The 19,389-nt window shown below is 59.2% G+C and carries 16 protein-coding genes; 5 read left to right on the top strand and 11 right to left on the bottom strand.

Annotated elements, in window-relative coordinates; all coding sequences use genetic code 11:
* Positions 1 to 31 precede the first annotated feature (31 nt).
* The 5 genes from hutH to hutC form a co-directional block, all read right to left on the bottom strand.
* Positions 32 to 1,564 (bottom strand): histidine ammonia-lyase, encoded by a 1,533-nt coding sequence (gene hutH, locus WG29040_RS03935; RefSeq protein WP_003438698.1) that lies wholly within the window; start codon positions 1,562 to 1,564, stop codon positions 32 to 34.
* Positions 1,565 to 1,633: 69 nt separating this feature from the next.
* On the bottom strand, positions 1,634 to 3,103 hold the full coding sequence (locus tag WG29040_RS03930; protein ID WP_003438696.1) for a cytosine permease: 1,470 nt from the start codon (positions 3,101 to 3,103) through the stop codon (positions 1,634 to 1,636).
* A gap of 141 nt (positions 3,104 to 3,244) precedes the next feature.
* Positions 3,245 to 4,942, bottom strand: coding sequence for a urocanate hydratase (hutU, locus tag WG29040_RS03925; protein WP_060781838.1), 1,698 nt, complete (start codon positions 4,940 to 4,942; stop codon positions 3,245 to 3,247).
* Between the two features lie 344 nt (positions 4,943 to 5,286).
* Positions 5,287 to 5,865: a HutD family protein gene (locus WG29040_RS03920; RefSeq protein WP_003438691.1), complete on the bottom strand. Its 579-nt coding sequence runs from the start codon at positions 5,863 to 5,865 to the stop codon at positions 5,287 to 5,289.
* The gene (gene hutC, locus WG29040_RS03915; RefSeq protein ID WP_165439545.1) at positions 5,862 to 6,572 is read right to left on the bottom strand and encodes a histidine utilization repressor; all 711 of its coding nucleotides are present in this window, start codon (positions 6,570 to 6,572) and stop codon (positions 5,862 to 5,864) included. Before hutC ends, WG29040_RS03920 begins: the two co-directional genes overlap by 4 nt.
* Positions 6,573 to 6,717: 145 nt before the next feature.
* Here hutC and WG29040_RS03910 point away from each other — a divergent pair, with 145 nt between their 5' ends.
* Positions 6,718 to 8,082, top strand: coding sequence for a formimidoylglutamate deiminase (locus WG29040_RS03910; protein ID WP_127195693.1), 1,365 nt, complete (start codon positions 6,718 to 6,720; stop codon positions 8,080 to 8,082).
* A gap of 65 nt (positions 8,083 to 8,147) precedes the next feature.
* On the opposite strand, the gene WG29040_RS03905 is transcribed toward WG29040_RS03910, so the two are convergent.
* Positions 8,148 to 10,091 (bottom strand): ATP-dependent DNA helicase RecQ, encoded by a 1,944-nt coding sequence (locus WG29040_RS03905; protein WP_127195692.1) that lies wholly within the window; start codon positions 10,089 to 10,091, stop codon positions 8,148 to 8,150.
* 260 nt (positions 10,092 to 10,351) lie between these two features.
* Here WG29040_RS03905 and WG29040_RS03900 point away from each other — a divergent pair, with 260 nt between their 5' ends.
* Together WG29040_RS03900 and WG29040_RS03895 are read left to right on the top strand one after the other, a co-directional pair.
* Positions 10,352 to 11,389, top strand: coding sequence for a S8 family peptidase (locus WG29040_RS03900; protein WP_127195766.1), 1,038 nt, complete (start codon positions 10,352 to 10,354; stop codon positions 11,387 to 11,389).
* A 114-nt stretch (positions 11,390 to 11,503) separates the two neighbouring features.
* Positions 11,504 to 11,854 (top strand): DUF1493 family protein, encoded by a 351-nt coding sequence (locus WG29040_RS03895; protein ID WP_003438683.1) that lies wholly within the window; start codon positions 11,504 to 11,506, stop codon positions 11,852 to 11,854.
* 66 nt (positions 11,855 to 11,920) lie between these two features.
* Here the strand turns inward: WG29040_RS03895 and WG29040_RS03890 are convergent, their stop codons facing one another.
* The 3 genes from WG29040_RS03890 to WG29040_RS03875 all read right to left on the bottom strand — a co-directional run bounded on the left by WG29040_RS03890 (position 11,921) and on the right by WG29040_RS03875 (position 15,160).
* On the bottom strand, positions 11,921 to 13,462 hold the full coding sequence (locus WG29040_RS03890; RefSeq protein WP_003438681.1) for a phosphoenolpyruvate carboxykinase: 1,542 nt from the start codon (positions 13,460 to 13,462) through the stop codon (positions 11,921 to 11,923).
* Between the two features lie 179 nt (positions 13,463 to 13,641).
* Complete coding sequence (gene hslO, locus WG29040_RS03880; RefSeq protein ID WP_003438680.1) at positions 13,642 to 14,544, bottom strand: Hsp33 family molecular chaperone HslO; 903 nt, start codon at positions 14,542 to 14,544, stop codon at positions 13,642 to 13,644.
* A 208-nt stretch (positions 14,545 to 14,752) separates the two neighbouring features.
* Complete coding sequence (locus WG29040_RS03875; RefSeq protein ID WP_003438678.1) at positions 14,753 to 15,160, bottom strand: RNA-binding S4 domain-containing protein; 408 nt, start codon at positions 15,158 to 15,160, stop codon at positions 14,753 to 14,755.
* A 256-nt stretch (positions 15,161 to 15,416) separates the two neighbouring features.
* Here WG29040_RS03875 and WG29040_RS03870 point away from each other — a divergent pair, with 256 nt between their 5' ends.
* Complete coding sequence (locus WG29040_RS03870; protein WP_003438674.1) at positions 15,417 to 15,899, top strand: ATP-dependent zinc protease; 483 nt, start codon at positions 15,417 to 15,419, stop codon at positions 15,897 to 15,899.
* Positions 15,896 to 16,801 carry a 30S ribosomal protein S6--L-glutamate ligase gene (rimK, locus tag WG29040_RS03865; RefSeq protein WP_003438671.1) on the top strand — a complete coding sequence of 302 codons (906 nt, stop codon included), beginning with the start codon at positions 15,896 to 15,898 and terminating at the stop codon, positions 16,799 to 16,801. The genes WG29040_RS03870 and rimK overlap by 4 nt, the downstream gene beginning before the upstream one ends.
* A 65-nt stretch (positions 16,802 to 16,866) precedes the next feature.
* Here the strand turns inward: rimK and WG29040_RS03860 are convergent, their stop codons facing one another.
* Entirely contained in the window at positions 16,867 to 18,180 is a 1,314-nt protein-coding gene (locus tag WG29040_RS03860; RefSeq protein WP_003438670.1) for an ATP-binding protein, read from the bottom strand.
* A gap of 111 nt (positions 18,181 to 18,291) precedes the next feature.
* Positions 18,292 to 19,032 carry a two-component system response regulator OmpR gene (gene ompR, locus WG29040_RS03855; protein WP_003438667.1) on the bottom strand — a complete coding sequence of 247 codons (741 nt, stop codon included), beginning with the start codon at positions 19,030 to 19,032 and terminating at the stop codon, positions 18,292 to 18,294.
* Positions 19,033 to 19,389: the final 357 nt, after the last annotated feature.

Raw genomic sequence — 19,389 nt, 5'->3', positions numbered from 1 at the left:
AGCGCTCAACGAGCGCTCTGCGTTTTTTGGGTTACAGGCTTGGAAGAACGTTGGCAGGCACCAGCTCATTCAGACAGCGCGAGGCCAGCAACTGCATGGCGGCTTCGATATCCGGGGCGAAGAAGCGGTCTTTTTCGTAGAACGCGACCTTGCTACGCAAAGTGGTACGGGCAATTTCAAGCTTGACCGAGGTTTTCAGGCCATCACGCAGATCAAGCCCCTGGCACGCCGCCAGCCACTCGACCGCCAGCACGCCACGGGTGTTCTCGGCCATTTCCCACAGACGCTTGCCTGCAGCCGGAGCCATCGAGACGTGGTCTTCCTGGTTGGCCGAGGTGGGAATGCTGTCGACGCTATGGGGATGGGCCAGTGCCTTGTTCTCGCTGGCCAGGGCCGCAGCCGTCACCTGAGCGATCATGAAGCCGGAGTTGACGCCACCATTGGCCACCAGGAACGGCGGCAGTTGCGACATGTGCTTGTCCATCATCAACGAGATACGGCGCTCGCTCAGCGAACCGATTTCTGCAATGGCCAGGGCCATGTTGTCGGCCGCCATGGCAACCGGCTCGGCGTGGAAGTTGCCGCCCGAGATCACGTCGCCCTGCTCGGCAAACACCAGCGGGTTGTCCGATACGGCGTTGGCCTCAATGCCCAGCACTTCGGCGGCCTGGCGGAACTGGGTCAGGCAGGCACCCATCACTTGCGGCTGGCAACGCAGGGAGTACGGGTCTTGCACCTTGTCGCAGTTTTTGTGCGACTCGGACACTTCGCTGCTGGTGCCCAGCAGATCACGGTAGATCGCAGCGGCGTCGATTTGCCCGCGCTGGCCACGTGCGGCATGAATGCGCGGGTCGAACGGCGAGCGCGAACCCAGTACCGCTTCCACCGTCAGGCCGCCGCAGGCCATGGCGGCGGCAAACAGGTCTTCACCTTCAAACAGGCCGCGCAGCGCGTAGGCAGTCGACACCTGAGTGCCGTTGAGCAAGGCCAGCCCTTCCTTGGCCGCCAGGGTCAGCGGCTCAAGGCCAGCCTGCTTCAAGGCCGCAACGGCATCCAGCCATTGACCTTTGTAGCGCGCCTTGCCTTCGCCCAGCAGCACCAGGGACATATGGGCCAAAGGCGCCAGATCGCCCGATGCACCCACCGAGCCTTTTAGCGGGATGTGCGGATAAACCTGGGCATTGATCAAGGCGATCAAGGCGTCGATCACTACGCGGCGAATACCGGAGAAACCACGGCTCAGGCTGTTGACCTTAAGCACCATGATCAGGCGCACCATGTCATCGCTCAACGGCTCGCCGATACCGGCCGCATGGGACAGCACCAGCGAACGCTGGAGGTTTTCCAGGTCTTCGCTGGCAATTTTTGTCGAAGCCAACAAACCAAAACCGGTATTGATGCCATAGGTGGTGCGGTTCTCGGCAAGGATTTGCTCGACGCAGGCCACGCTGGCATCAATCTGCGCCGAAGCGCTTTCGTCCAGACTGAGGGTTACCGGCTGCTGATAAATGTCACGCAGTTGGGCAAGGCTCAGTTGACCGGGGATCAGGTTTAAACGGTTCACATTAATGCTCCTTTGAAATTCTTGTTGGCTGCCAGTCACTGCGGGCTTTTTCAAATTGATGTTTGCAGGCTAAATCGTCGCCGGCACTACGGGCAGCACAGCTGCCGTATGGGCGGGCTCATGGGTTTGGGCCGGTAAAATCAGGTGCTCGGGAACCGGCCGCGCCCACTTCCTTGCAGCCCAGTAATACAGGGCTGCAGGCACGACCAGACCGATGATCCAGGAGATATCGGTGCCGCCCAGGCTATCCACCAGCGGGCCGGTGTAAAAATGGGTCGACATAAAAGGCATTTGAATCAGCACGCCAAACACATAGACGCTCAAGCCAACCCGGTTCCAGCGGCCATATCGACCCTCGGGGTTGGACAGCGCCGGGATGTCGTAGCGCTCTTTGGTAATGCAGTAGAAATCCACCAGGTTGATCGCGCTCCAGGGCGTAAAAAACGCCAGCAGGAACAGGATAAAAGCGGAGAAATCCTTGAGGAACGAGTCTTTGCCCAACAGAGCCAGGGTGGTGGCCATGGCGACCATCACCAGGATGTAGAGCAGACGCACGCCACCGGGAATCCGCCGGCTGCCGCGAAAGCCGCTGACGATGGTGGCGATGGACATGAAACTGCCGTAGGCATTGAGCGTGGTGATGGTCACCTTGCCGAAGGCCACGGCGAAATACAGCAACGCCGCCACAATGCCGGTGCCGCCCAGTCCGACAATGAACGACACTTCGTGGTGGGCAAATTGCGAGCCCGCCAGAGCGGCAGCCAGAACGCCGAACACCATGGCAATCTGGGCACCAATGACGGAACCCAGACTGATCGCCCAAAAGGTTTTGACCGGTGAAGTTTTGCTCGGCAGGTAGCGCGAGTAATCCGCCACATAGGGGCCAAACGCAATTTGCCACGAGGCGGACAGCGAGATCGCCAGCAAAAAGCTGCTGATGGAGAAATGCTTGTTGGCCAACAGCGCGCCAATGTCATTGCCGGCCAGCAGTTTGTAGAACAGATAGATGAAGGCAATCACCCCCAGCACACTGGCGATCCGGCCAATGCCGTGAATCACCCGGTAACCGAAGATGGTCAGGATCACGATAAAACCGGCAAAGGCGACAATGCCGATCCAGTCTTCAACATGCAGCAACTGGGCAATCGCTTGACCGGCCAGCAGCGAGCCGCTGGCCGAAAACCCGATATACATCAGGCACACCAGCACCAGCGGCACCACCGCGCCATACACCCCGAACTGCACACGGCTGGAGATCATCTGCGGCAAACCCAGTTGCGGACCCTGGGCACCGTGCAGCGCCATTACCGCGCCACCGAGCAATTGCCCGACAAACAGGCCGATCAGCGACCAGAACACATCGCCGCCCAGCACCACGGCCAGCGCGCCCGTCACAATCGCCGTGATCTGCAGGTTGGCTCCCAGCCACAAAGTGAATTGACTGATGAGCCGACCATGACGCTCGGACTCGGGAATGTAGTCGATCGAGCGTTTTTCGATCAGCGGTGTTGCGCCTGCACGATCATCATTAACAGCCATGTGCCCCACCTCAAATAAAGGAAAACGGGATGTGCTCTGAATTTGGCTCGCCAGCGATGCAAACACCTCACTGCATCAGTTATTGCGAGGTGCTCTGATCGCTGGCAAAGCCAGCGCCCACATTTTTTGCTGCCAGCCGGATCAGCCGTTGATCATCGGCAGGTTCAGGCCCTGTTCGTTGGCGCAGTCGATGGCGATGTCGTAGCCGGCATCGGCATGGCGCATCACGCCGGTGGCCGGGTCGTTGTGCAACACGCGGGCAATGCGCTCAGCTGCTTCGTCGGTGCCATCACACACAATCACCATGCCCGAGTGCTGCGAGAAGCCCATGCCTACGCCGCCGCCGTGGTGCAAGGACACCCAGGTCGCGCCACTGGCAGTGTTGAGCAAGGCGTTGAGCAGTGGCCAGTCGGATACGGCATCCGAGCCATCTTTCATCGATTCGGTTTCGCGGTTCGGGCTCGACACTGAACCGGAGTCCAGGTGATCGCGGCCGATCACGATCGGCGCTTTCAGCTCGCCGCTACGCACCATTTCGTTGAACGCCAGGCCCAGCTTGGCGCGCTGGCCCAGGCCAACCCAGCAGATACGCGCCGGCAGACCCTGGAAGCTGATGCGTTCGCGTGCCATGTCCAGCCAGTTATGCAGATGCGCGTCGTCGGCGATCAGCTCTTTGACCTTGGCATCGGTCTTGTAGATGTCTTCTGCATCGCCAGACAGAGCAACCCAACGGAACGGGCCTACACCGCGGCAGAACAGTGGACGTATATAGGCCGGTACGAATCCCGGGAAGTCGAAGGCGTTTTCAACGCCGACTTCTTTGGCCATTTGACGAATGTTGTTGCCGTAGTCGAAGGTTGGAATGCCGGCCTTCTGGAACGCCAGCATGGCTTCAACGTGTTCGCCCATCGAAGCCTTGGCGGCTTTGACCACGGCAGCCGGATCGGTCACGGCGCGGTCGCGGTACTGTTCCCAGGTCCAGCCTTTTGGCAGGTAGCCATTGAGCGGATCGTGGGCGCTGGTCTGGTCGGTGACCATGTCCGGGCGCACACCACGACGGACCATTTCGGGCAGCAGTTCGGCAGCATTCCCGCACAGGGCTATGGAGATGGCCTTGCCTTCAGCGGTGTATTTCGCGATACGGACCAAGGCGTCGTCCAGGTCGACGGCTTGCTCGTCGACATAGCGGGTGGCCAGACGGAAGTCGATGCGGCTCTGCTGGCATTCGATGTTCAACGAGCAGGCACCCGCCAGGGTCGCGGCCAGTGGCTGCGCACCACCCATGCCACCCAGGCCTGCGGTCAGTACCCACTTGCCTTTAAGGCTGCCGTTGTAATGCTGACGGCCGGCTTCGACGAAGGTTTCGTAGGTGCCTTGCACGATGCCCTGGCTGCCGATGTAGATCCAGCTGCCGGCGGTCATCTGGCCGTACATGGCCAGGCCTTTGGCGTCGAGTTCGTTGAAGTGTTCCCAGGTGGCCCAGTGCGGTACCAGGTTGGAGTTGGCGATCAGTACCCGCGGCGCGTTGCTGTGGGTCTTGAACACGCCGACCGGCTTGCCCGACTGCACCAGCAGGGTTTCGTCGTCGTTGAGGTTGGTCAGGCTTTCGACGATTTTGTCGTAGCACTCCCAGTTACGCGCTGCACGCCCAATACCGCCATATACCACCAGTTCGGTCGGGTTCTCGGCCACTTGCGGGTCGAGGTTGTTCATCAACATCCGCAGCGGAGCTTCGGTCATCCAGCTTTTGGCAGTGAGCTGGGTACCGCGGGCGGCGCGGATTTCACCATCACGATGACGGGTAAACGCAGCTGGCGATTTAGGGGTAGTTGAAGTCACGGGTAACTCCTCAGCGATGGGCAGATGCGTCGGGGACAAGAGGGTCGACGCACACTTATGTACTTGTACATACAAGCATATGCAAGTAAGCGGCCAAGGTGCGATATCAGCCCGTGAAATTTAAGTATTCGAAGCTGCAAGGCACGAAAATCAAGGCGATGAGTGATGAAGGATTTTTTTGCAGGGAGTAAAGGGCAAAGCGCAGGGATGTTACTGAAGCGGGGTTTTTGCGTCTTTTTGGGGCGTTCGGTAACAAGATGGGGCGCAGCAATGACTCAAACCTTGCAGGAGCGAGCTCTTGGTGCCGCATTCAAGAGCTCGCTCCTGCAAGGTGTATGTGCGGCTTAGATCCCGCTCAACTCAATCACACAGCAGCGCCCGGTTACCGTGATTTCCAGCAGTTCACTGTTGTCGTTCAGCTGCAGGCAGTCATAACGCCCCAGGTGTTGCTGCTGAGTGTTACCCGGGCAGACATGGACTTGCTCATCGACAGCGAAAACCAGCAGGGTCCGGGCCGAGCTGAAGAAACGCTGCGGTGTTACCGCGTCCAGCCACTGCAGGCGCGCACTGTAACGATCCGGGGCGTAGATCAGGTTGAAGTCGCGGATTGGTCCGTCAATCAAGGTGCAACTGACCGCGCTGTCACCTTTGAATGCATAGGCATCGAACGGCAACAGGGCCCGGGTGCTGGCGCCATCGACCTGCAGGTTCATGCCCGCGCCTTGCAGCACGCTGATAATTCGCTGATAGCCATCGAAGCGGGAAAATCCGCCCGACTCACCAATATCGGCAATCGACAGGCGCCAGCCGAAACCTTCAAGGCCTTCCCCGGCGTCACGGGTAATTTCTTCGGTGCTGCCGCCGCCGTTTTTCCACGGCATGCGCGGGTAATCAACAGCGCGTAAAACTTTCAATTCATTCATTTACTGAAGCGTCCTTCCAGGCGATGGCGGGAACCGGGGTGGATCAACCGGGCGGCGGTAACAGGCTGACGCCCGGACCAGGTGCGGCGGCGGATCAGCAAGCAGGGTTCGCCGGGTTCGATTTGCAGCAGTTTGCACTCTTGGGAGTCAGCCAGAATCGCTTCGACAATGTGCTCACCCTCGGTCAGGGGTGCGACCTGGGACAGGTAGGCGTAGGGCGTTTGCAAAGTGAAGTCTTGCTTCAAGTAGTCCGGCGCCACCTGGGCATTGACGAAACGGTCCTCAATTTGCACGGCAATTTCGTTTTCGTAATGCACGATCAATGAGTGAAACACCTTCTGCCCTTCGCGCATGTCGAGCACGGCCGCGCGCTCTGAACCGGCAAGCTCTTCACCCAGGCTGATCACCTTGCAGGAGTGCCGGTGCCCGCGAGCGGCGATTTCATCGGCAATGTTATTCACTTCAAACAAGGCCGACTGGGTTTTGGGCTCGGCGACAAAGGTGCCGACACCTTGCATGCGCACCAGCAGGCCGTCGGCGGTCATTTCACGCAGCGCACGGTTGATGGTCATGCGGCTGAAGCCCAACTGGCTGACCAGTTCGCTTTCAGAGGGCACGCGGTAATGCGGAGGCCAGTTCCCGCTCTGGATTTGCTGGGTGATCATCTGCTTTACACGGGCGTATAGCGGGGCCGGGCTATCGCCCATGTGGGCGGCCAGCGGGGACACGACAGGCGGAGTCGACACAGGCAATCCTTGTTTATGAGTTAGGGGCTTAGATTGCCGGAGTTTACCGAGCAGGCAAACGTCTGTATATGTATATACAAATAACAAACCATGGGATGCCGAACCAATGTCCGTCTTCTTTGCCGAGCGTGCGCTGTTACCTACAGGCTGGGCGACCAATGTCCGAATCGAGGTGGGTGCCGATGGCCGCCTGACCCGCATCCAGGCCAATGCCGACGCCCACGGCGCCGAACGCTTGAGTGGCCCGCTGCTGCCGGGCATGCCGAACCTGCACTCGCACGCGTTCCAGCGCGCCATGGCCGGGCTGGCCGAAGTCGCGGGCAATCCCGATGACAGTTTCTGGACCTGGCGCGACCTGATGTATCGGCTGGTCGGCAAAATCAGCCCCGAACAGCTCGGCGTCATTGCCCGGCAGCTGTATATAGAAATGCTCAAGGCCGGCTACACCTCGGTTGCCGAGTTTCATTACGTTCACCATGACCTCACGGGCCAGCCCTATGCCAACCCGGCAGAGCTGGCACTGCGCATCAGCGAAGCGGCCCGTTCGAGCGGGATTGGCCTGACCCTGCTCCCTGTGCTGTACAGCCACGCCGGTTTCGGCGGCCAGGCGCCCAATGAGGGTCAGCGACGCTTTATCAACAGCACCGAGCAATACCTGCAACTTCAGCAACAGTTAAAGCCGCTGCTGGCACAACAACCGGCCCAGAACCTGGGCCTGTGTTTCCACTCGTTGCGCGCCGTGACCCCGCAACAGATCCACGATGTACTGGCTGCCAGCGACACCACCTGCCCGGTGCATATCCATATCGCCGAGCAGCAAAAGGAAGTCGACGACTGCCTGGTCTGGAGCGGCAAGCGCCCTATCCAGTGGCTGTATGACAACGTCGAGGTTGACCAGCGCTGGTGCCTGGTACACGCCACCCATGCCGATGCGGATGAAGTACGTCTGATGGCACAAAGCAAAGCGGTGGCTGGTTTGTGCCTGACCACTGAAGCCAACCTGGGTGACGGGATCTTTCCTGCGGTGGATTACCTGGCCCGGGGCGGTCGCCTGGGGATTGGCTCGGACAGCCACGTGTCATTGAGTGTGGTCGAAGAGTTGCGCTGGCTGGAATACGGCCAGCGCTTGCGTGACCAACGCCGCAACCGGCTGTATCGCAGCGATCAGCCCATGGTCGGGCGCACACTCTACGACGCGGCCCTGGCTGGCGGCGCCCAGGCGATGGGCCAGCCGGTAGCAGGTCTGGCCGTAGGCCAGCGCGCAGACTGGCTGGTGCTCGACGGCAAAGACCCGTACCTGGCCACTGCCCAGGACGACGCCATTCTCAATCGCTGGTTGTTTGCCGGTGGCGACCGCCAGGTGCGCGACGTACTGGTGAATGGCCAGTGGGTGGTCCGCGACGGCCATCACGCCGATGAAGAAGCCAGCTGCCGCGACTTCACCCGGGTATTGCGCGAGCTGTTGGGCTGACGGAGCGAGGTTGCCTGTAGGAGCGGGCTTGCTCGCGAGCTCTTTCAACCGCCGACAGCTCGCTCCTACAATGATTCTGGGCCTTGATGTTGCGCGGCCCATTCCCGCACCTCGGCATAGGGGTAGTTTTCCAATGCCGCAAACCCGGCAATCCCCCGGGCTTTCATTTTGGTAAACAACGGCACGCTGATCCCGCATAAAAACCGGGTCAGGCGTTCCGGCGGGGGATAACTTGCGGTGAATTCCTGATGCCTGTGGATAAAAGCAGCGCACAGCGCTTCAAAGTTTTTATCCACAAGCGGCGCCAGCGCGGGGGGTTCAGGCAAGCGCGCGACCTGCCCGGCACACACCGAGCAATGCCCGCATTGTTGCGGTGCCTGCCCGTCACCGAAGTAGTGCGCCAGGCGATAGCTCAGGCAGGTGTCACTGGCGAACAATGCCAACATGGCGTGAATGCGCACAATCTCGCCACGCTCATGGGCTGTGAAGTACTCATGCAGCTCCATGCTCAGCGCCTCGACGTCAAACTCTGTCAGCAACAGGCTGTAAACCTCGGTCATCTGTTTGCTTTCAAGCTCGATCCAGCCCTTTTCCTGGAAATAATCCAGTGCTTTGACCACCCGGTTACGGTCGGCCTGATGCTGGCTGTACAGGGTGTCGAAATTGACCGTGGCCCAGGTGCGGGCACGACTGGAGGTCTGGATAATGGCCGAGACAAACTGCTGGCGCTCACCCTCGAATCTGGCCAGCAGTGCATCGGGCTCAATCAGGAACTTGAAACGGTACTCGGCAAAATACGCATAGCGCGGAGCAATCAGGCCACGCAATTCCAGCTGCACCAGCAGGGTCTTGAGCGGAAGCTGGCGAATATTGCTCTGATCGGCCAAAGGCCCCAGCAAGAATTCCCACTGCCCTTCGGGGATGGCTGCACGCAGTTCTTCAAGCACACAGCGAATGCCCTGCAACTCTGGGGTGTCGCCGTACACAAAATTTTCCAGCACGTTGAGACTGTCACGATTGGCCAGAACCAGGCAGTCCGATGGCTGGCCATCACGCCCGGCGCGACCGATTTCCTGACTGTAGTTTTCGATCGACTTGGGCAAGTCGAAATGCACTACGTTGCGGATGTCGCTTTTATCGATGCCCATGCCAAAGGCGATGGTGGCCACGATGCAATTCAATTGCCCGCCCATGAACTGACGTTGAATGCCCTCGCGCTGATCGTGGGGCAAACCGGCGTGATAAGCGTTGGCGCTGATGCCGTTCTGGTTCAGATGCGCGGCGATCTGCTCCGCAGTCTTTTGCAGGGTGACGTAGACAATGCTCGGCTGGCCGCTGCGCTCGCCCATCCATTGCACCAGGCGCTGGCGCTTGGCGGCCCCGGTGACCGGCTCGACCCACAGGTTGAGGTTGGCGCGATAGAAACCGGTGGTGATCACATCCGCCTCGGCGATCGCGAATTTGCTCTGCATGTCGGCAATCACGTTGGGCGTGGCCGTTGCCGTGAGCAGCAAGGCTTGCGGGATGTTGAACTGACGCTGGTAGTCCGGCAGCTTCAAGTAGTCCGGGCGAAAGTTATGCCCCCACTCGGAGATACAGTGGGCCTCGTCCACAACCAGTAACGAAATCGGCACCTGCTGCAAAAAATTGCGAAAACGCTCGTTCTTCAGACGCTCAACCGAAATCATCAGAATCTTCAATTCACCCGCTTTGGCCCGGGCCATGACCGCACTGGCGTCATCACGGCTTTGCGCCGAATCAATGCTGGCGGCGGCAATGCCATGGCGCTGTAAAAACGCCAACTGGTCCTGCATCAGCGCCAGCAGCGGCGACACCACCAGCGTCAGGTGCGGCAGCAGCAAGGCCGGCAGCTGGTAGCACAGCGACTTGCCCGAGCCCGTCGGAAAAATCGCGGCCGCAGAACGCCCGGCCAGCACGGCACTGATCGCCGCCTCTTGCCCGTCACGAAACTGTGGATAACCGAAAACCTGTTCCAGGGTGTTGTGCATAACTGTCACTCCATTGACCGCTGCAAAGCGCAAAACTCTAACCCGAGCCGTGCAGTCGATCGAGAAAAGGCAGCAGGCTTGACGCCACAAATTGATACAGAGAAAACCTGCACGCCTGGACAAAACCACAGACATTAACACGCCTGACCCGACCTGCCGCACGCAGCGACACCACGGGTATTAACCATGGAATTTATCCACAAAAGGACCCACCCATGCCTGAGGCGTTACCCCATCACCGGAATAAAGCATCGATGTCCATGCTGCAGCGCACCACTCTGCTCGTCCTGCCCGTACTCCTTCTGGGCTGCGTCACACCAGCGCCCGCGCCGCCGGAACTGGACACAAGTGTCTTTGAAACAACTGAATACCTCGCACAGAAAGCCCTGCCGGTGGTCAAGGCCTCGACGCTCTATGCCCGGGGCGGCACCGGCCAGAACGTCAAGGTTGCCTTGATTGACTCGGGCATGAACGACACCCTTTCCGAGTTCCGCGGGCGTATTGCCGACCCCGGCCATGACTTTGTGCGCAAGCAACCGGGCACCGTCGACATCAAGGGCCACGGGACACAAATGGCCGGCATTATCGCCGCCAACAAAGACGACAAAGGCATGCATGGCATTGCTTTCAACGCCCAACTGATCCCCATGCGCTTTGGCGACGACAAGGAGCCGTTCTATTTCGACACTGAAATTGCCCGGGCGTGGCAACTCAGCCATGACAAGGGCGCACAAATCATCAGCAACTCATGGGCCAACCCGATTGAAGCCAACACCAATGAAGCCATTATTTATGAACGCCTGATGGGCGACTCCCTGGCAGCTGCCAAAAAGCTGGTGGCGGACGGCGCCGTCTTGGTGTTTTCCACCGGTAATGAAGTCAAGCGCGAACCCCTCGCCGAACCGGGCCTGCCCGCGCTGTACCCCGAACTGGAACCCGGCTGGATTGCGGTCATGGCCCTCAAGAGCGACGGCACTGCCATCAACCAGAAATCCAACTACTGCGGTCTGGCAGCACGCTGGTGTATTGCAGTACCCGGGGGCGACAGCGGGGATGGCTTGCTCACCACACGCGAGGACGGCAGCTATGGACCGACTATCGGAACCTCTCCTGCCGCGGCGCTGGTCAGTGGTGCCCTGGCAGCCCTGCAAAGCCGTTACCCGCAGATGACCCCGCAACAGTTGCGCGAGCGCTTGCTCAGCACGGCCAATCGCAGCGGCATCTATGCCAACAGCGAAGCTTACGGGCAAGGCTTGATGGATCTGGAGGCCGCTTCGCGTCCCGCCCCCGGCCAGTAAAGTGAGGACGCCGGCCCACTGGCTAAAGACCCATGGGCCTGCGTACCGTCTTGAGGTATTTTGCTGCTCACCCAAAGCCGATCTCGCCCAAACTGCCATACGGAGACTGCCGCCATGAAACTCGCCGCCGACCTGCCTGATAACCCGACCTTGCGCGAGCTGGTGCAACTGCTGCATGAAGAAATCGGCCTGCCGGAACACAAGACTGTCAGCCTGAAGACATCGATCAACCTTGACCTGGGCTGTAACGGCAGCGACGCCCTGCATTTGATGGAAGTCCTCGAGGAGCACTTCGGTCTGGACCTGGCGGACTACGATGCCTACCGCTATTTCCAGCCGGCAGGCAACGATCCGCATTTCAAGCGCGATGCCAAGGGCCGGGGCAATAAAGTGCCCCTGACCATCGGCATGCTGTACGCGGCGATAAACAGCGGGCAGTGGGACACGCACACCCTGGAAGGCTAAATTCCAGGCAGAAAAAAGCCGCCCTTGCAGGCGGCTTTTTCGTGGATCAAACAGCTGACCGCAAGCTTACAGCTTAGGGCCGGCAGCCTTGATCGCGTCGCTGACGTCGAACTTCTTGAAGTTCTCTACGAACAGGCCGGCCAGGGCTTTGGCAGCTTCGTCGTAGGCAGCTTTGTCAGCCCAGGTGTTACGCGGGTTGAGCAGCTCGGTGTCAACGCCCGGTACGGTCAATGGCACGTCGAGGTTGATGGTGTCCAGGTGCTCGGTTTCTGCACCGATCAGAGCGCCGCTCTGGATCGCTGCAATCACGCCGCGGGTAGTCGGGATGTTGAAACGCTTGCCAACGCCGTAGCCGCCGCCGGTCCAGCCGGTGTTAACCAGGTAAACCTTGGAGCCGAAACCACGGATGCGCTTGATCAGCAGCTCTGCGTATTCGCCAGCCGGACGCGGGAAGAACGGTGCGCCGAAGCAGGTGGAGAAAGTCGACTTGATGCCGCTGCCCGAACCCATTTCAGTCGAGCCCACCAGTGCGGTGTAGCCGGACAGGAAGTGGTAAGCCGCCTGCTCTTCGCTGAGGATCGAAACCGGAGGCAGTACGCCAGTCAGGTCGCAGGTCAGGAAGATCACAGCGTTTGGCTCGCCGCCCAGGTTCTTCTCGGAACGCTTGGCAACGTGCTCCAGCGGGTAGGCTGCACGGCTGTTCTGGGTCAGGCTGACGTCGGCATAGTCAGGGTGCTTGGCGTCGTCGATGACAACGTTTTCCAGCACCGCACCGTGCTTGATGGCTTTCCAGATAACCGGCTCGTTCTTCTCGGACAGGTCGATGCACTTGGCATAGCAACCGCCTTCGATGTTGAACACCACGCCTTCGCCCCAGCCGTGTTCGTCGTCACCGATCAGGTAACGGCTTTCATCGGCGGACAGGGTGGTTTTACCGGTACCGGACAGGCCGAAGAACAGAGTCACGTCGCCTGCTTCACCGATGTTGGCGGCGCAGTGCATCGGCAGCACGTCGGCAGCCGGCAACAGGAAGTTCTGTACCGAGAACATGGCTTTCTTCATTTCACCGGCGTAACGCATACCGGCGATCAGCACTTTTTTCTGGGCGAAGTTGAGGATCACGCAACCGTCGGAGTTGGTGCCGTCACGCTCTGGCACGCATTCGAAGTTGGCCACATTGAGCACTTGCCATTCTTCACGACCGGCCGGGTTGTACTGAGCCGGGTTGATGAACAGGCAACGACCGAACAGGTTCTGCCAGGCAGTCTGGGTGGTCATCTTCACGGCCAGGTAGTGGTCTTCGGAAGCACCTACATGAACGTGGGAAACGAAGTGTTCCTGCGCATTGTTGAACGCCTCGACGCGGTCCCACAGAGCATCGAACTTGTCAGCCGGGAACTTGCGGTTGATCGCGCCCCAGGCAATGGCAGCCTGAGTAGTCGGCTCTTCAACAATGAAGCGGTCAGCTGGCGAACGGCCTGTACGGTGGCCTGTTTTAACTACCAGTGCGCCATTGTCGGCAAGCTCGCCTTCACCACGGCTCAGGGCTTCTTTGACCAGATCGTCGATGCTCAGATCGGTGTACACGGCGTTATTAGCTTGCGTCATGAGGTTCCCCGTCGGCCATTGGCCGAGTGCGCCAAACGTTTTGTAGTAGAAAAGTTTGCACTACTACCGCGAAAAAAGTGGGGCGGATTATGCCAGAAATGCCCAAAAAAAGTAGGGCCCACCTGTCAGAACCGCGCAAGAACGGGGTTTGACAGGTGTTTCACCTGGGCTGAAACGTTTTAGTGATGAGTGTCGGAAGGCGACTTTACACCGGCACCGGAGAACAATTGGTCCACATCGGCAGCATCGAACAGGTAGCGCTCATTGCAGAACTGGCAGTCGATTTCGATATGGCCGCCATGTTCGGTGACCAGATTCTGCGCATCTTCAAGACCCAGGCTGGTCAATGCAGTGCCCGAGCGCTCACGGGAGCAGCTGCATTTGAAAACAACGGTTTCGTCGTCAAACAGGCGCACGGTTTCTTCGTGGTACAGGCGATGCAGGATGGTTTCGTTGTCCAGACTCAACAATTCTTCAGCCTTGAGGGTATCGCCCAGCGCCAGCAATGTGTTCCAGCTGTCTACGCGCTCATCTTCATCTTTGGTTTTGTCGGCCGGCAGTTGCTGCAGGAACATGCCGCGGGCACGTTTGCCATCCGCGACCAGCCAGAAGCGGGTCGGCACTTGCTCGGACATGACAAAGTAGTTGGTGAAACAGTCCGCCAGGGTTTCGCCGTTCAGATCCACAATGCCCTGGTAACGCTTGCCAACGGTCGGATCGATAGTAATGGCCAGTACGCCGTTGGGCAGCAGGTCTGCAAGGGTCGCATCCGGGGCAATCCGCTCGGCGTCAAAACGGGCAATACCGCGAATTTCACGGTCGCTGGTGCACTCGATCATCAGCAGCGGTACCGGACCTTCAGAGCGCGCCTGCAGGCTCAGAAGACCATCGATTTTCTGGTTGCCCACCAGCAACGCAGCCGCTGCCATCAGCTCACCCAGCAACTGCTGGACCGGCAGCGGATAATTATGTTTGGCCAGCACTTCAGCGTAACTGTGCTCCAGCGAAGCCAGCTCGCCGCGGGCATCACAGGTGTCGAACATGAAGCGTTGGGTGGCATCGGTTTTGTTTAAGTCGGACATAGGAATAAGATTCTAAAAGTGGTTACTAAATGTGTTCGAGCCTGTAAACAGACTGCAGATATTAAGGCTAATAGCCCTATATGGCGTCACACATGAATGGTTACAAGCCCCCGGCTAGCCAGACACGACGCACGGTCGGTGAGCCATTGACGGCCAGGCAGCCCTTGGGGGAGCCAGGCTCCCACAAGGGTTGATATAGGGCACAGAGCTAATCCGCGGCGCCAGAATCATGAAACTGATGCAACTGGCGGCGTTGTTTCTTGGTTGGTTTACCATCGCTGATAATGCCCATCGCCCCCGATTTTCGCATCGCTGCCAGGCTTTCGCGCTTGGCAATGCTCTGTCCGGTTTCGGCGTACAGCAGTTGCGCTTCAGGAGCGCCGCGGCGCACCACCGACAAGGCTTTGACCTCCACAGTACGCTCTTCGAGCCCTACACGGATTTGCAGCTCGTCGCCAATCCGTGGCTCTTTGCTCGGTTTGCAGCGCTCACCACGGCAGTGCACCTTGCCGCTCTCAATGGCGGTCTTGGCCAATGCACGGGTCTTGTAAAAACGTGCAGCCCATAGCCACTTGTCCAGACGGACCTTGTCGTCCTCTTCCTGTTTCTGCGCCATTGGAACCCCCTTCACCAGATATTCGGAACTGTACTACGTCTTTTGATGATCCAAAGAAGGAACCCGCTCGATAGAATTCCGTCTGCTGCAATACCTGTGCTGAAAACACAGCACAGCGTACGCGCAGATAACTGTCGCCATTTACCGGATATTCTGCGTGAATACCGACTTTATGCTTTCGAATCGGCGTTCGCCGATTGTTTTACCTGCAGGGTCTGCCCTGCGGCCTGGATACGTTAATCGCCGGTTACTTATATTGAAGACTTTTGACCATTTGACCGTTGTCGGTCTGCGCGAGTGGGTGGCGCTTCCCGATCTGGGAGTCGCGGGCCTGCGGGCGAAAATCGACACCGGTGCCAGTACCTCCAGCCTGCACGCCACTGAAATCGAGCCGTTTGTGCGTGATGGTGTCGAGTGGGTACGTTTCAATGCCCATTTGGGAACGCTGGTACAACTACGCCACCGCCGGTGCGAAGCGCCGCTGGTGGCGATAAAAACCATTAAAAGCTCCAACGGCCATACCCAGGTGCGTTATGTGATCCGCACCGGCCTGGCACTGGGTGATCGGGTGTGGTCGGTGGAGTTCACCCTCGCCTGCCGCAAATCCATGCGTTACCGCTTGCTGCTGGGCTCAAAAGCGCTGATCGACGGCCAGTTGGTGGTCAATCCAGAGCTTAAATACGTACAAGACAAGCCGGTGTTTCCGGTCACTACTACCTCTGCCACAGGTGTTGCATGAAGATCGCTGTGCTGTCGCGTAACCCGCGTCTGTATTCCACTCGTCGTCTGGTTGAAGCCGGTATCGCACGAGGCCATGAAATGGTAGTGATCGATACCCTGCGCGCCTATATGAACATTGCCAGTCATAAGCCGCAGATCCATTACCGCGGCAAGCCGCTGGAAGGCTTTGATGCGGTGATCCCGCGCATTGGTGCGTCAGTCACGTTTTATGGCTGCGCGGTATTGCGCCAGTTCGAAATGATGGGGGTTTTCCCGCTCAACGAATCGGTGGCAATCGCCCGCTCGCGAGACAAGTTGCGCTCGCTGCAACTGTTGTCGCGCCGCGGCCTGGGCTTGCCGGTGACAGGCTTTGCCCACTCGCCGGATGATATTCCGGACCTGATCGAGATGGTCAATGGTGCACCGCTGGTGATCAAGGTACTGGAAGGCACCCAGGGTATCGGCGTGGTGTTGTGTGAAACCGCCACCGCGGCCGAGTCTGTGATCGAGGCTTTCATGGGCCTCAAACAGAACATCATGGTGCAGGAGTACATCAAGGAAGCCGGCGGTGCGGATATCCGCTGCTTCGTGGTGGGTGACAAGGTGATTGCGGCCATGAAGCGCCAGGCCAAGCCCGGTGAATTCCGCTCCAACCTGCACCGCGGAGGCAGTGCCAGCCTGATCAAGATCACCCCGCAAGAACGCATGACCGCCATTCGTGCGGCCAAGGTCATGGGGTTGAGTGTGGCCGGGGTCGATATCCTGCGCTCCAACCACGGCCCGCTGGTGCTGGAGGTGAATTCCTCGCCCGGGCTGGAGGGGATCGAAACCACCACTGGCAAGGATGTGGCCGGGCTCATCATTGAGCATCTGGAAAAAAACAGCACGCCCCACATGACCCGGACCAAAGGGAAAGGTTGAAAGCAGCCACCCCTGACAACTCTGCAGGAGCGAGCAAGCTCGCTCCTGCAGACAGGTCGAAGGCTTTAAACCGCCCCTCTGGGCAACATCAGGCCCAGCGGCAATCGCACCCGGGCCTCAAGGCCTCCGCCGGCACGGTTACGCAGTTCAACATTGCCGCCGTGCATGGAGGCGATGCGCTTGACGATGGCAAGGCCCAAACCTGTCCCCTTGCCGCCACGCGCACGGTCACCGCGGATAAACGGATTGAAGATGTCTTCAAGCTCTGAAGGGTCGATGCCCGCCCCCCGGTCCATCACACTCAGCACCACATACGGCGCACTGGTGTCGCCGGAGACGTAGGCGGCCACTTCCACGTTATCCCCCGCATGGTGCAAGGCATTGCCGATCAGGTTATTGAGCAAGCGCTTCATCGAGACCCGACGCAGCGCAAACGGCTGAATCGGCTGCAGGCGCAAACTCACTTGATGTTCGTTCTGGTTGTAAGGCGCCACGACTTCACGAATCAGTTCACACAAATCGACCTCTTCGACCGGCTCATCGCGCCCGTCACGGATAAAGGCCAGGAACTGATCAAGAATCGCGTCCATATCTTCAATGTCGCGCACCATGTCGTCGGACAGGTCGCTGTGGTTGCCCATCAGCTCCAGAGACAGGCGCAAGCGGGTCAACGGCGTTCGCAGGTCGTGGGACACCCCGGCGAGCATCAGTTCGCGTTCACGGCCAGCCTGCTCCACATCTTCTGCCATTTGATTGAAGGCGCTGTACACCTCGGTCATTTCGCTCGGTGTATCACTGATCGGCAGCCGTACACTGCGCCCCTGCCCCAGTTGCCGGGCGGCATAAACCAGACGCTTGAGCGGCTGGTTGAGCTGACTGACGAATATCCATGCCGACGCCGTCGATAACAGGCCGATGGCCAGGAACCAGCCCAGCACACTCCAGATTTTCTGTCCGCGTAACGGGTGCGGGTACAGCGGCACTTTCAGCCAGCCATCGCCAAGGCTCGGGGCACGTACCCACAACGCGGGCGGCGCATGCATGCGCAAGCGAACTTCGGTATCGGCACCCAGCTCTGCCTGCATCTGGCGCTCATAAATCTCACTGTACGGCCAGTGCTGCTCGCCTTCAGGTACGCCACCGCCGACCACCCGGATCAAACCGGCCGCATCGGCAATTTTTTCGCGATTTTCTTCATCGGCTGCCCAATAGGCGCGCAGGGTCAAAGCCACGCCATGGCTGTACTGGCGGTCGACCAGCATGTCTTCGTTCATCAGCAGATAAACCAGGGTCAGGGCCTTGGAGAACAGTACGACAATGAGGACCAGCCACAGGGTGCGGGAGAAAAAACTTTGGGGGAACCACAGAGGGGTTTTCATAGACAGCCGTCTTAACACTTTGCAGGAGCGAGTTGTGAGGCTCGCAAAATTTGGAATCGCGAGCCTTCGGGCATCCGGGTACCGGAAAGGCTCGCTCCTACAAATGATCCGTCACTTGGTCGCGTTGCCGTCCGGCACGAACACATAGCCTACGCCCCAGACAGTCTGGATATAGCGCGGTTTGGACGGGTCAGGTTCGATCATGCGGCGCAAGCGGGAAATCTGAACGTCGATGGAACGCTCCAGGGCATCCCATTCACGGCCACGGGCCAGGTTCATCAGCTTGTCGCGGGTCAACGGCTCGCGGGCATGCATGACCAGCGCTTTAAGCACGGCGAACTCGCCGGTGGTGAGCATGTGAACTTCATCGCCACGCTTGAGCTCGCGGGTTGCCAGCGACAACTCGTAATCACCGAAGGTAACGCTTTCGTCTTCGCTGCCCGGTGCACCCGGTACCGGCGCTGCCTGACGACGCAATACCGCACGCACCCGCGCCATCAGCTCGTCAGGGTTGAACGGCTTGGCCAGATAATCGTCCGCGCCCAGTTCCAGGCCCTTGATGCGGCTCAGTTCGTCACCTTTGGCGGTCAGCATGATGATCGGCACACGGTTGCCCGCAGCACGCAGGCGGCGGCAAGCGGACAGCCCGTCTTCACCGGGCAGCATCAGGTCCAGCACCACCAGGTTGAATACCTCGCGGGCCAGCAAACGGTCCATTTGTTCCACATTCGGCACAGCGCGGGCGCGATAGCCCTTGCTGACGAAGAAACGTTCCAGCAGGCTGCTCAGCCCCGGATCGTCGTCAACGATGAGAATTTTTTCGCCTTCTGCCGCTTGTGCAATGCTGCTCATTAGATGCTCCTGTGATCTCGGCGCGCATTATGGCTTAGCTGCTGTCATGCGCATGGAGTGCATTGTTAGCAGATTTTTCCTCCGCGAACAGCACGCAGACCAATGTGCGCCGTAGCGTAGCCCCCTGAATTCGGGAACGCTGGTTATAATGCGCCGCCTTTTGTGTCGGGCAACCTTGGATTTTCAAAGATCGCGCCAGAATTTATTTTTTCAAGTCCTGGCGTAATGTGCTGATTTCGCGGGTCAACAGGCCGCCCTTTTGGCCCAGGCAGCGGCCCCGTTAAGGTCGCTCAACCAGCCTCGCAAGCCAAGAAACCCGGGCATGCGAGCCTGCTTCACAATTTGTCAGGTGGTTTT

This window comes from Pseudomonas sp. PAMC 29040 (genome assembly GCF_003994535.1).
Taxonomy (GTDB): Bacteria; Pseudomonadota; Gammaproteobacteria; order Pseudomonadales; family Pseudomonadaceae; genus Aquipseudomonas; species Aquipseudomonas paraversuta.
Note: the sequence above shows the minus strand (reverse complement) of the source record. Positions and strands in the feature narration are given on the sequence as shown.

Bases quoted from the DNA above. Each gene is read 5' to 3' on its own strand.
- WG29040_RS03930 (WP_003438696.1), bottom strand. From the start codon at position 3,103: ATGGCTGTTAATGATGATCGTGCAGGCGCAACACCGCTGATCGAAAAA.
- WG29040_RS03875 (WP_003438678.1), bottom strand. From the start codon at position 15,160: ATGGCGCAGAAACAGGAAGAGGACGACAAGGTCCGTCTGGACAAGTGG.
- WG29040_RS03890 (WP_003438681.1), bottom strand. From the start codon at position 13,462: ATGACGCAAGCTAATAACGCCGTGTACACCGATCTGAGCATCGACGAT.
- hutC (WP_165439545.1), bottom strand. From the start codon at position 6,572: ATGGGCGATAGCCCGGCCCCGCTATACGCCCGTGTAAAGCAGATGATC.
- WG29040_RS03900 (WP_127195766.1), top strand. From the start codon at position 10,352: ATGCTGCAGCGCACCACTCTGCTCGTCCTGCCCGTACTCCTTCTGGGC.
- WG29040_RS03860 (WP_003438670.1), bottom strand. From the start codon at position 18,180: ATGAAAACCCCTCTGTGGTTCCCCCAAAGTTTTTTCTCCCGCACCCTG.
- rimK (WP_003438671.1), top strand. From the start codon at position 15,896: ATGAAGATCGCTGTGCTGTCGCGTAACCCGCGTCTGTATTCCACTCGT.
- WG29040_RS03920 (WP_003438691.1), bottom strand. From the start codon at position 5,865: ATGAATGAATTGAAAGTTTTACGCGCTGTTGATTACCCGCGCATGCCG.
- WG29040_RS03905 (WP_127195692.1), bottom strand. From the start codon at position 10,091: ATGCACAACACCCTGGAACAGGTTTTCGGTTATCCACAGTTTCGTGAC.
- WG29040_RS03895 (WP_003438683.1), top strand. From the start codon at position 11,504: ATGAAACTCGCCGCCGACCTGCCTGATAACCCGACCTTGCGCGAGCTG.
- WG29040_RS03910 (WP_127195693.1), top strand. From the start codon at position 6,718: ATGTCCGTCTTCTTTGCCGAGCGTGCGCTGTTACCTACAGGCTGGGCG.
- ompR (WP_003438667.1), bottom strand. From the start codon at position 19,032: ATGAGCAGCATTGCACAAGCGGCAGAAGGCGAAAAAATTCTCATCGTT.
- hslO (WP_003438680.1), bottom strand. From the start codon at position 14,544: ATGTCCGACTTAAACAAAACCGATGCCACCCAACGCTTCATGTTCGAC.